Genomic DNA, 12,058 nt, shown 5'->3' with positions numbered 1-12,058 from the left:
ATATTCTGCACCTGCAAAATAGGGGGAGAATTCCGCAATGGCAATGAAGGACGACGATGCGGGCGCCAGCCGCGCCCGGCTCGACGCGAACATGGCCCGGGTCGAGGAGCTGTCCCAGCGGCTGGTCGCCGCCCTGTCGAACCGCAAACCGACGCCGACCGCGCTCAGCGGTCCGGACACGTCGCTCTATGCCAAGGCGGCGCAGGCCTACTGGCACGACTGGATGCACAACCCCGCCAAGATCATCGAGCAGCAGGTGCAGTACTGGGGCAAGACGGTCACCCATTTCGTCGAGGCCCAGCAGGTCCTGGCGCAGGGCAAGCTCGCCGCGCCCGAAGACCCCGGCCCCAAGGACAAGCGCTTCGCCAACCCGCTGTGGGACGAACACCCCTACTTCAACTTCATCAAGCAGCAATACCTGATCAACGCCGAGGCCATCGCCACCGCGGTCGAGCAGATGGACGACCTCGACCCGCTTGAACGGCGCCGCGTCAGCTATTTCGCCAAGCAGATCGTCGACATGGTCGCGCCCACGAACTTCCTCGCGACCAATCCCGACGCGCTGATGAAGGCGATCGAGACCGACGGCGAAAGCCTGGTGAAGGGTCTGGAAAATCTCGTCGGCGACCTCGAGGCCAACAACGGCGAGCTGATCGTGCGCCTCGCCGACGAATCCGCCTTCGAGATCGGGCGCAACATCGCCACCGCGGCCGGAGAGGTGATCTACCGCAACCGCATGATGGAGGTGATCCAGTACGCGCCCACCACCGGCACGGTGCACGAGACGCCGATCGTGCTGTTCCCGCCCTGGATCAACAAGTTCTACATCCTCGACCTGAAACCCGACAACAGCCTGATCCGCTGGATCGTCGACCAGGGCTATACCCTCTTCGTGGTCAGCTGGATCAACCCCGACAACGGCTATGCCGAGACCGGGCTCGAGGATTACATCCAGGACGGCTACCTCAAGGCGATCGAGATCGCCAAGGAGATCTGCGGCACCAAGCAGATCAACGCGGTGGGCTACTGCATCGCCGGCACCACGCTGGCGCTCACCCTGTCGCTGCTGAAGAAGCGCGGCGACAAGTCGGTCAAGTCGGCCACCTTCTTCACCGCGCTGACCGACTTCAGCGACCAGGGCGAGTTCACGCCCTTCCTGCAGGAGGACTTCGCCTCGGGGATCGAATCCGAGATCAACGCCGAGGGCATCCTGCCGTCGTTCATCATGGCGCGCACGTTTTCCTTCCTGCGCTCGAACGACCTGATCTACGGCCCCGCGATCAAGTCCTACATGATGGGCGAGACGCCGCCCGCATTCGACCTGCTCTACTGGAACGGCGACGGCGCGAACCTGCCCGGCAAGATGTTCATGCAGTACCTGCGCGGCCTCTGCCAGGACAACGCCTTCGCCGAAGGTCGCTTCGAGCTGATGGGCGAGGTGCTTGACGTGGCCGACGTGGACATCCCCCTGATCTCGGTCGCGACCGAGGGCGACCACATCGCCGCCTGGAAGGACGTCTATCGCGGCGTACAGATGATGAAGTCGCGCTCGAAGACCTTCATCGTCGGCCAGTCCGGGCACATCGCCGGCATCGTCAACCCGCCCACCAAGAACAAGTACGGCCATTACACCAACGACGACCTGTCGCTGTCCCCGGCCGAGTGGCTCGAGGGCGCGGAACGGCACCAGGGCTCGTGGTGGCCGCGTTGGGAGGCCTGGCTGAAAAAGCGCGCCGGCAAGCAGGTCGAGGCCCGCGAACCGGGCGCCGATTCGCGCTATCCTGCGCTCTGCCCGGCCCCCGGCACCTACGTCAAATTGAAGGCCGCTCAGCAAAATCACTGAGTCCGAGTGACTTAGGGGAAAGTGCGGTCGATTTTGCCGCAGTGCAGCAATAATCCTTGAAATGCCGCACTGCAGCATGCATATATCTGTCAGCCAAGCGAAAGGCGGGGTGGGCCCGCCGGACAGTCGAGACAGAAAAGGATCGAGATCATGGCCAAAGCACAAGACATCAACACGATGATGAAAGACATGATGAACGCATTTCCCAAGGACATGATGGGTGCGTTCCCGGTCGACACGAAGGCCATGGAAGACGCCTTCAAGACGACCGCGACCATGAACGAGAAGCTGTCGCACGTCGCGCTGGAAGCGGCCGAGAAGTCGACCGAGATCTCTGCCAAGTGGACCAAGGACACGCTGAACCGGATGTCCGACATCTCCAAGGCGAAGGCCGACCCGGCCGACTACGCCAAGGCGATGACCGAGTTCGCGTCCGCCCAGGCCGAGATGACCGCCGAGCACATGGCCGCCTTCGCCGAAGTCGCCAAGAAGGTCCAGATGGACACGGTCGAGCTGATGATGGCCGCCGGCAAGGATTTCTCGGAAGACGCGTCGGCCGCCATGAAGAAGGCCACCGACGACATGACCGCGAACGCCAAGAAGGCGACCGCCGCAGCCAAGTAATTGGTGCAGTAAACGGTACGGTTTTTGCGCCTCTCCTCCCAATCGGCGCAAGCCAGGGGCGGGTTCTTCGGAACCCGCCCTTTCTTTTTCCGGCGCGGGGCCGTCTGAGCCTGCTTCGCGGCTCCCCGGATCGCTTCTCGTCCGGCGCGGTCCGTTCGCCCGGCGTGGCCGGATTCGCTAGTCCTGAACCACGTCGACCCACGTCGCGCCGGTCAGCGCCGCAAGACGCTCCGTGCCGATGCGCACCGCGGCGTTGGGCGCGCCCGCCGCCGGGTAGACCTCGTCGAAGGCCCGCAGCGAGACGTCGCAATGCACCTCGAGCGGCTGCGCCAGCCCGAAGGGGCAGACCCCGCCGACCGGGTGGCCGGTGATCTCCTCGACCTCGGCCGCGGGCAGCATCTTGGCCTTGGTGCCGAACTGCGCCTTGTATTTGCGATTGTCCAGCCGCGCGTCGCCGCGCGCCACCAGCAGGATGACCCGCTCGCCCGCGCGCAGCGACAGCGTCTTGGCGATCTGCCCCTCGGCCACGCCCAGCGCGCGCGCCGCCTCGGCCACGGTCGCGGTGCTGGTGTCGTGCTCCAGCACCTCCAGGTCGGGGGCGTGTTCGGCGAAGAAGCTGCGGACGGACTGGATGCTCATGGTCGGTTTCTCGGACAGGGACATTTTCGCGGCGCAGAGTGCTGAGGCGCAGCACCGCTGTCCAGCCGCCTTTCGCGGCGCCGCCCGTGACCCAGACGAGCGCCTTCGGCGCACCGGTTCAGCCGTCCCCTGCCTTCGGCAGGGGACGGCCGCGGGCCACCCCGAGAGGCCATGAAAAAGCCCCGACCCGCGCACGGCGGATCGGGGCATTCGTTAAGCCCAGGTAAATTCGTCCCTGCAAGCCATTGATATTGCTTGCGCGCCGGCATGTCCCATCGTGGGACACCCGAACTCAGACGATGTTGGCCTCGGTCTTCTCGCGGATCTCGTCCTCGGTCACGCCGTCGGCGCATTCCACGATCTTGAGCCCGCCCTCGACCACGTCGAGCACCCCGAGGTTGGTCACGATCCGGTTCACCACGCCCGTGCCGGTCAGCGGCAGGGTGCAGGCCTTGAGCAGCTTCGGCTCGCCCGCCTTGTTGGTGTGGTCCATCACCACGACGACCCGCTTGACCCCGGCCACGAGGTCCATCGCCCCGCCCATGCCCTTGATCAGCTTGCCCGGGATCATCCAGTTCGCCAGGTCGCCGTTCTCGGCCACCTCCATCGCGCCCAGGATCGCCATCGCGATCTTGCCGCCCCGGATCATCCCGAAGCTGGTCGCGCTGTCGAAGAAGCTGGTATGCGGCAGCTCGGTGATGGTCTGCTTGCCGGCGTTGATCAGGTCGGGGTCTTCCTCGCCCTCGTAGGGGAAGGGCCCCATGCCCAGCATGCCGTTCTCGGACTGCAGCGTGACCTCGACCCCCTCGGGGATGTAGTTGGCCACCAGCGTCGGGATCCCGATCCCGAGATTGACGTACATGCCGTCTTCGAGTTCCTGCGCGGCCCGCGCCGCCATCTGGTCACGATCCCAAGGCATCAGGCTTCCTCCCGCTTGCGGACGGTCCGCTGTTCGATCCGTTTCTCGTGCTCGCCCTGCACGATCCGGTGCACGTAGACACCCGGCAGGTGAATGTGGTCGGGGTCCAGCGTGCCGGCCTCGACGATCTCCTCGACCTCCATCACGCAGACCTTGCCGCACATGGCCGCCGGCGGATTGAAGTTGCGCGCAGTCTTGCGGAAGATCGCGTTGCCGGTCGGGTCGGCCTTCCACGCCTTGACGATGGCGAGGTCGGCGAAGATGCCTTCCTCAAGGATGTAATGCTCGCCGTTGAAGACCTTGACCTCTTTGCCTTCGCCGATCTGGGTGCCGTAGCCGGTCTTGGTGTAGAAGCCCGCGATGCCCGCGCCGCCGGCGCGCATGCGCTCGGCCAGGGTGCCCTGCGGGTTGAACTCGAGCTCAAGCTCGCCGCCGAGGTACTGGCGCATGAATTCCTTGTTCTCGCCCACGTAGGACGACATCATCTTCTTCACCTGGCGGGATTCCAGCAGCTTGCCCAGACCGAAGCCGTCCACGCCCGCGTTGTTCGACGCGATGGTGAGGTTCTTGACCCCCGACGCGACGATCGCGTCGATCAGAAGTTCCGGGATGCCGCAGAGGCCGAAGCCGCCCGCCGCGATGAGCATGTCGTCGCGCAGCAGCCCGTCGAGCGCCTCGGCTGCCGAGCCATAGACCTTCTTCATTCACCTTCTCCCTGAATGGCTGGATCGCGCGTGTTTTCGCGCCTGCGGCAGGCGAAGTCAACGCGCGGCCGCGCCACCGGGGCGGGACCGGCCTACTCGGCCGCGTCCTTCTTCTTCGCCGTGGAGGTCTTCGCGGCCGGTTTCTTCGCGGGCGCCTTCTTGGCCGCGGGCTTTTTCGCGGCGGCCTTCTTGGGCGCGGCCTTCTTCTTGCCGCCCTTCTTGGCCTTCTCGGCCAGAAGCGCGACGGCCATGTCCATGGTCACGTCTGCCGGGTCGGTGCCGTCGGGGATCGTGGCATTGACCTTCTCCCACTTCACGTAAGGCCCGTAGCGGCCGTCGAGGATGGCGACCGCGCCGCCTTCTTCCGGGTGCTCGCCAAGCTCCTTGAGCGGCTTCGCGGCCGCCCTGCCCCGCCCGCCAGGATTGGCGCGCTTGGCGGCCAGCAGTTCGACCGCGCGGTTCATGCCGATCTCGAAGACGTCGGCGGGATCCTTGAGGTTGACGTAGACGCCCTTGGGCTCGTCCGGGACCTGGTGGAAGATGTAGGGACCGAAACGGCCGAAGTTCGACTTCACCTCGCCGCCGTCGGGATGCATCCCGACGATGCGCGGCAGCGACAGCAGCGTCAGCGCCTTCTCGAGCGTCATCTGGTCGGCCTGCCAGCCCTTGGGCAGGCTGGCGCGGTCGGGCTTCTTGTTGTCCTCGGTCACCTCGCCGCGCTGGACGTAGGGGCCGAAGCGGCCGGTGCGCAGGCTGATCTCCTCGCCGTTGTCGTCGATGCCCAGCACGCGGTCCTCGGTTTCGGCGGCGTCGCCACCGATCGGGCGCGTGTAGCGGCATTCGGGGTAGCGCGAGCAGCCGACGAAGCCGCCCGAGCGCGAGGTCTTGAGGTGAAGGCTGCCCTGGCCGCAGAGCGGGCACGTGCGCGGGTCGGTGCCGTCCTCGCGCGGCGGGTAGAGCTGCGGCGCCAGCGCGTCGTCGAGCACGTCGAGAACCTCGGCGATGCGCAGGTCGGACGTCTCGGCGATCGCGGCCGAGAAGTCGCGCCAGAACTTGCCCAGCAGTTCCTTGTAGTCCTCCTTGCCGGCGCTGACCTCGTCCAGCTCGTCCTCGAGCGCGGCGGTGAAGTCGTATTCAACGTAGCGCTTGAAGAAGTTGAGCAGGAAGATCGTGACGATGCGGCCCTTGTCCTCGGGGATCAGGCGGTTCTGGTCCTTGCGGACGTATTCGCGTTCCTGGATTGTGGTGACGATGCTGGCATAGGTCGAGGGCCGGCCGATGCCGAGCTCTTCCATCCGCTTGACCAGCGTCGCCTCGGTGTAGCGCGGCGGCGGCTGCGTGTGGCTTTGGGTGGCGAGCACCGCGCCGTTCTCGGCCAGCACGGCGGAGTCGTGGCGCATCATGCCCTTTGCGGCCGCGGCCTCGACGACCTCGTCGTCCTTGGACGTCGCCTTCGCATAGGCGCCGGCCAGCGGCGCGTCCTTGGCGAAGGGCGCCTTGTCGCCTTCACTGATCTGCGGCAGGCGCTTGTCGTCGTCCTCGACCGGCTCGTCGCGCCCCTCTTCGTAGACCTTGAGGAAGCCGTCGAACAGCACGACCTGCCCCGTGGCGCGCAGGCCGACCTGGCGGTCGTCGCTTTCGATCTCGACGGTGGTTCGCTCCAGACGCGCGGCCTCCATCTGGCAGGCGAGCGTGCGCTTCCAGATCAGATCGTACAGCTTGCGCTGGTCGGCGTCCTTGAGGCGCAGGCTCTCGGCGTCCTTGCGCATGTCGGTGGGGCGGATGCACTCGTGCGCTTCCTGCGCGTTCTTGGCCTTGTTCTTGTACATGCGGGGCGATTTCGGGACGTACTTGTCGCCGTAACGCTCCTTGATCGCGTCGCGGGCGGCCATCACGGCCTCGGGGGCCATGTCGATGCCGTCGGTCCGCATGTAGGTGATGTGCCCCGCCTCGTAGAGGCGCTGCGCGGCAGACATGGTCTGGCGCGCGCCCATTCCGAACTTGCGGCTGGCTTCCTGCTGCAGGGTTGAGGTCATGAAGGGCGCAGACGGGTTGCGGCTGCCCGGCTTGGCCTCGACCGATGCCACGTGCAGCGCGCGGGAGCTGACCGCCTGCACCGCCATCTCGGCCTGCGTGGCGTTCTCGAGGTCGTACTTGTCCAGCTTCTTGCCGGCCAGCGTGACCAGCCGCGCCTCGAAGGTCTGGCCTCGCGGCGTGGCGAGCTGCGCCTTCACCTGCCAGTATTCGCGGGGGCGAAACGCCTCGATCTCCATCTCGCGCTCGACGATCAGGCGAAGGCAGACCGACTGCACGCGGCCCGCGCTGCGCGCGCCGGGCAGCTTGCGCCACAGCACGGGGCTGAGGTTGAAGCCGACGAGGTAGTCGAGCGCGCGGCGGGCCAGATACGCCTCGACCAAAGGCGCGTCGATGTCGCGCGGGTTCTTCATCGCCTCGGTCACCGCGGCCTTGGTGATGGCGTTGAAGGTGACGCGCTTGACGTCGGTGGTCTTCTTGATGCTGCGCCGCTTGGTCAGCGCCTCGCGCAGGTGCCAACTGATCGCCTCGCCCTCGCGGTCGGGGTCGGTGGCGAGGATCAGAGCGTCGTCGGTCTTCAGCGCTTCGGCGATAGCAGAGACATGCTTTCGCGAATCGGCTCCGATCTCCCACGTCATGGCGAAATCGTCGTCCGGCTCGACCGATCCGTTCTTCGGCGGCAGGTCGCGGACGTGCCCGTAGGACGCGAGAACCGTGTAGTCCGGGCCAAGATACTTGTTGATGGTCTTGGCCTTGGCCGGGGACTCGACGACGACGACGGGCATCTGCTGACTGACCTCTTGGCTTGTTTTCGGGCGCGGGAGGCCCGTGGTTCAGCGTTCAGCCATGTGGGGTCGGACGGGGGCTTGTCAATGCAGACCCGCCCCGACGGGCACCCGACGTCTCGTCCGAGTGGGCCCTCAGGCAGGCGGCAGAAGGCTCAGCAGACCGCCCGGCTGCCGCAGCACGCGGCCGTCGAGTTCGAGGTCGGTCAGGACCGGCGCGACGTGGCCGGCGGTGGCGCCGAGGTCGCGGATCAGCTGGTCCTCGGCGATCGGGGACGGGCCGAGGCGGGCGATGATCGCGTCGTGCAGGCGCGCGGAGTCGCGCAGCGTCCTCTCCTCGGGCGCCTGCACCGGCGCCTGCGCCGGTTCCCGCAGGCGATGCAGCTCGCGACGGTCGGCGTCCGGCATGGCCAGCGGCAACGCGGCCTGCGCCTCCGCAGGCGGCAGCGCCTCGAGCACGTCCTGCGCGCCACGGACAAGGCGGGCGCCGTCGCGGATCAGGATGTTGCAGCCGCCCGCGCGTGCATCCAGCGGGTGGCCCGGCACCGCCAGCACCTCGCGCCCGATGTCCAGCGCCAGCCGCGCTGTGATGAGCGAACCCGATTTCGCTGCCGCCTCGACCACCACGACGCCGCGGGCGAGTCCCGCGACGATCCGGTTGCGCGTCGGGAAGTGACGCGCCTGCGGCTGCACGCCCATGGGCTGCTCGCTGACCCGCGCGCCGCCACGCGCCACGATGTCGTCGGCGAGGCGCGCGTTCTCGGGCGGATAGATCATGTCGACGCCGCCGGCCATGACGGCCACCGTGCCGGTATCGAGCGCGGCCAGATGCGCCGCGGTGTCGATCCCGCGCGCCAGCCCCGAGACGACGACGAAGCCGGCCTCGCCCAGTTCCTCGGCCAGCCGCCGCGCCATGCGTGTGCCCAGCGAAGACGCATTGCGGGCACCGACGAGGGCGACCATCGGCCGGTCCAGCGCGGCAGTTTCGCCGATGACCCACAGGAACGGCGGTGCGTCAGTCAGCGCCGACAGATCGGACGGATAGCCTTTCTCGCCCCGGAACAGCATGCGGGCGCCGGCGCGGCGCGCCTCGGCCATCTCGGCCAGGGCGCTCGCTTCGGTGCAGGCTTGATAATTGTCGGTGCCGGCGGCGCGGGCGACCTCGGGCAGCGCCTCCAGCGCGGCGGCGGCCGTTCCGTGTTCGTCCATCAGGCGCCAGAAAGTCGTCACGCCGACGCGGCGCGAGCGCAAGAGACGGAGCCGGGACACCCGGTCGTCTTCCGTGGTGGGTGGGAGTGGGGGGTGAGCGGAAGAGTAACTGTCGTCCATCGTCCAGACCCCGTCGTCTTGCCCATTCTGGGTAACGCGGGGTTGGTTAATCCAAGGTAAACCGATTAGGAAAATTTCGTTTTCAAAGCGGTTTTAGTCACATTGATCGGAGGCGGGCCGCGCACGCGACGCGCGGCCCCTCGATCTCAGCTTCCCGAGCCGCCCACCGTCAGCCCGCCGATCATCACCGTCGGCTGGCCCACGCCCACCGGCACCCACTGTCCCTGCTTGCCGCAATTGCCCATGCCGGGATCCAGCGCCATGTCGTTGCCCAGCGCGCGAATCTGGCTCAGCGCGGTGGCGCCGTCCCCGATCAGCGTCGCGCCCTTGACCGGCGCGCCGACCTTGCCGTCCTTCACGCGGTAGGCCTCGGTGCAGGAAAAGACGAACTTGCCGTTGGTGATGTCAACCTGTCCGCCGCCGAAGCCCACGGCCCAGATGCCGTCCTTCAGGTCGGCCACGATGTCGGCCGGATCGGCGTCGCCGCCCAGCATGTATGTGTTGGTCATGCGCGGCATCGGAATGTGGGCGAAGCTTTCGCGCCGGCCGTTGCCGGTGGGCTCGACGCCCATCAGCCGCGCGTTCTGGCGGTCTTGCATGTAGCCCACCAGCTTGCCGTCCTCGATCAACACGTTCTTGCCCGACGGCGTGCCCTCGTCGTCGATCGAGATGCTGCCGCGCCGGTCGGGGATCGTGCCGTCGTCCAGCACGGTCACGCCCTTCGAGGCGATCTGCTGCCCCAAAAGCCCCGCGAAGGCCGAGCTGCCCTTGCGGTTGAAATCGCCCTCGAGCCCGTGGCCGATGGCCTCGTGCAGCAGGATACCGGGCCAGCCGGGACCAAGCACGATGTCCATGACGCCGGCCGGGGCGGGTTCGGCGCGCAGGTTCACCAGCGCGATGCGCAGCGCCTCGCGCGTCTTGCCCTGCCAATCCGCGGGCTCCAACAGACCGTCCAGCGTGACGCGCCCGCCGCCCCCGGCGGTGCCGGCCTCGCGGCGGCCGTTCTCCTCGACGATGACCGAGACATTGACGCGGGTCATCGGGCGCACGTCGCTGACCAGACCGCCCTCGGGGCGCAGGATCGACACCTCCTGCAGCGAAGCCGCGACCATCGCGGTCACCTGCACGACGCGCGAGTCGAGCTCGCGGGCGAAGGCGTCGATCTCGCGCAGGGTGTCGAGCTTCACCGGGAAAGCTGCGCCGTCGATCGGGTCGGCGTCGGTGTAGAGCGTCCGGTTCGTGCCCGGCGGCGGCGGCGCCATGACGCCGCCTCCGTCGCCCACGGCCAGCCGCGCGGTGTCGACCGCGCGCTTCAGCGCGGCCTCGCTGATTTCGGTCGCGTGGGCGTAGCCGGCGACCTCGCCGCGCACGGCGCGCAGGCCGAATCCCTCGGCGGCGTCGTAGCTGGCGGTCTTCACCCGTCCGTCGTCGAAGACCAGCACCTCGGAGCGGCGGCGTTCGAGGAACAGCTCGCCATCCTCGGCGCCGGACAGCGCCTCGCGCAGCAGCGCCGCGGACCGGTCACGGTCCAGATGTGTCTCGAACGGGCGGAACGGAGCGTCTGCCATGCGGGCCTCATCGGAAAAGGTGTCGGAAAAAAGCGGCGGTTTGCCGCAAGGACGGTGCTTTATCCCCTGCGAAGAATATGGTTCATAGCGCCGAATACGCAATGGCCGGACCAAAGCCCGTCCTGCGGCCGCCCGCTGCGGGCACCGACGAACAACCGATCAAGGTGAGACATGCGAACCAAGACGATGCTGACCGCCCTTGCAGGGCTCATCGCCGGAGCCCCGGCCTTCGCACAGGACCTGCCCATCATCGGCAAGCCCGAGAACGGCGGCCTGGGCTTCCAGCCCGCGGCGACCGAGCTTGCGCGTGACATGCAGTGGCTGGACGGCCTGCTGGTGATCATCATCTCGGTCATCACCCTTCTGGTGACGTCGCTGCTCGCCTTCGCGATCATCCGCTACAACCGCCGGGCCAACCCGAACCCCAGCCGGTTCACCCACAACTCGCCGATCGAGATCGCGTGGACCCTGGGCCCGATCGTGATCCTGGTGTTCATCGGTGCGTTCTCGCTGCCGGTGCTGTTCAAGCAGCAGGAAATCCCCGAGGGCGACGTCGTCATCAAGGTGACCGGCTACCAGTGGTACTGGGGTTACGAGTACGTGGGCGAGGACCTGAGCTACGAGAGCTTCATGATCGGCTCGCCCGCGACCGGCGGCGACAACCGCCTGACGCCCGCCGTGGTCGAGCAGCTGCAGGAAGCCGGCTATTCCGAGGACGAGTTCCTGCTGGCCACCGACACCGCCGTCGTCGTGCCCTCGGGCGCCACGGTCGTGATGCAGGTGACCGGCGCGGACGTCATCCATTCGTGGACCGTTCCTGCCTTCGGCGTGAAGCAGGACGGCATCCCCGGCCGCCTGGCCGAACTGTGGTTCGAGGTCGACGAGGGTAACGAGGGCGTCTATTTCGGCCAGTGCTCGGAACTCTGCGGGATCGCGCATGCTTACATGCCCATCACGGTCAAGGTGGTCACGCAGGCCGAGTACGACGCCTGGCTTGCCGCCTCGAAGGACGAAGGGTACTACACCGACGTCCGCGCGGTCCTGACCAACTGAGGCCGCGGGCGGGTTCGCCCGCCCGGCCCAAGGCGCCGCGACGCGGCGCGCGTCACGCCTTTGGAACACGACCCGCCGGAGCCCCCGGCGGGAGCATCCCGAAGGCACCGCCCGAGAGGACCGCATGAGCGATACCAGCTTCGACACCCGCAGCCACGAGACCGAGGCCCAGTTCGGCGACTACTACGCCCTGCTGAAACCGCGTGTGATGACGCTTGTCGTATTCACGGCGCTGGTGGGCCTGCTGGCGGCACCGGTCGCCGTACATCCGTTCGTGGCATTCTGCGCGGTGCTGTTCATCGCGGTCGGCGGCGGCGCGTCGGGCGCGTTGAACATGTGGTACGACGCCGACATCGACGCCTTGATGCGGCGCACCGCCAAGCGGCCGATCCCGTCGGGCCGTGTTGCGCCGGACGAGGCGCTGGGCCTGGGCCTTGCGCTGTCGGGCTTCTCGGTGGTGTTCCTCGGCCTCGCGACCAACTGGCTGGCGGCGGGCCTGTTGGCCTTCACGATCTTCTTCTACGTGGTCATCTACACGATGTGGCTGAAGCGCTCGACGC

Annotated in this window: 10 protein-coding genes; 4 read left to right on the top strand and 6 right to left on the bottom strand. The window is 67.4% G+C overall.

The features are described from left to right. Positions 1-37 precede the first annotated feature (37 nt). On the top strand, positions 38-1,843 hold the full coding sequence (locus tag ACFDTC_RS10790; RefSeq protein ID WP_375258882.1) for a PHA/PHB synthase family protein: 1,806 nt from the start codon (positions 38-40) through the stop codon (positions 1,841-1,843). 150 nt (positions 1,844-1,993) lie between these two features. Then, positions 1,994-2,467: a phasin, PhaP gene (locus ACFDTC_RS10785; RefSeq protein ID WP_375258881.1), complete on the top strand. Its 474-nt coding sequence runs from the start codon at positions 1,994-1,996 to the stop codon at positions 2,465-2,467. 177 nt (positions 2,468-2,644) lie between these two features. Here ACFDTC_RS10785 and ACFDTC_RS10780 read toward each other — a convergent pair whose 3' ends face one another. The 6 genes from ACFDTC_RS10780 to tldD all read right to left on the bottom strand — a co-directional run bounded on the left by ACFDTC_RS10780 (position 2,645) and on the right by tldD (position 10,445). Beyond that, positions 2,645-3,106, bottom strand: coding sequence for a YbaK/EbsC family protein (locus ACFDTC_RS10780; RefSeq protein WP_375258880.1), 462 nt, complete (start codon positions 3,104-3,106; stop codon positions 2,645-2,647). A 292-nt stretch (positions 3,107-3,398) separates the two neighbouring features. Continuing rightward, entirely contained in the window at positions 3,399-4,025 is a 627-nt protein-coding gene (locus ACFDTC_RS10775; RefSeq protein ID WP_375258879.1) for a CoA transferase subunit B, read from the bottom strand. Beyond that, positions 4,025-4,729 carry a CoA transferase subunit A gene (locus ACFDTC_RS10770; RefSeq protein ID WP_375258878.1) on the bottom strand — a complete coding sequence of 235 codons (705 nt, stop codon included), beginning with the start codon at positions 4,727-4,729 and terminating at the stop codon, positions 4,025-4,027. Before ACFDTC_RS10770 ends, ACFDTC_RS10775 begins: the two co-directional genes overlap by 1 nt. 92 nt (positions 4,730-4,821) lie before the next feature. Further along, on the bottom strand, positions 4,822-7,548 hold the full coding sequence (gene topA / locus ACFDTC_RS10765; protein ID WP_375258877.1) for a type I DNA topoisomerase: 2,727 nt from the start codon (positions 7,546-7,548) through the stop codon (positions 4,822-4,824). A gap of 135 nt (positions 7,549-7,683) precedes the next feature. After that, complete coding sequence (gene dprA / locus ACFDTC_RS10760) at positions 7,684-8,877, bottom strand: DNA-processing protein DprA (RefSeq protein ID WP_375258876.1); 1,194 nt, start codon at positions 8,875-8,877, stop codon at positions 7,684-7,686. A 146-nt stretch (positions 8,878-9,023) separates the two neighbouring features. Beyond that, complete coding sequence (gene tldD, locus ACFDTC_RS10755) at positions 9,024-10,445, bottom strand: metalloprotease TldD (protein ID WP_375258875.1); 1,422 nt, start codon at positions 10,443-10,445, stop codon at positions 9,024-9,026. A gap of 171 nt (positions 10,446-10,616) precedes the next feature. On the opposite strand from tldD, the gene coxB reads away from it, so the two are divergent. Both coxB and ACFDTC_RS10745 read left to right on the top strand, forming a co-directional pair. Further along, the gene (gene coxB / locus ACFDTC_RS10750) at positions 10,617-11,498 is read left to right on the top strand and encodes a cytochrome c oxidase subunit II (protein WP_375258874.1); all 882 of its coding nucleotides are present in this window, start codon (positions 10,617-10,619) and stop codon (positions 11,496-11,498) included. 124 nt (positions 11,499-11,622) lie between these two features. Then, positions 11,623-12,058: UbiA family prenyltransferase (locus ACFDTC_RS10745; RefSeq protein WP_375258873.1), on the top strand; the 436-nt coding region annotated here is incomplete at its 3' end.

The organism is Citreimonas sp., from assembly GCF_042096055.1.
In the GTDB taxonomy this organism is placed as follows: Bacteria; Pseudomonadota; Alphaproteobacteria; order Rhodobacterales; family Rhodobacteraceae; genus Citreimonas.
Note: the sequence above shows the minus strand (reverse complement) of the source record. Positions and strands in the feature narration are given on the sequence as shown.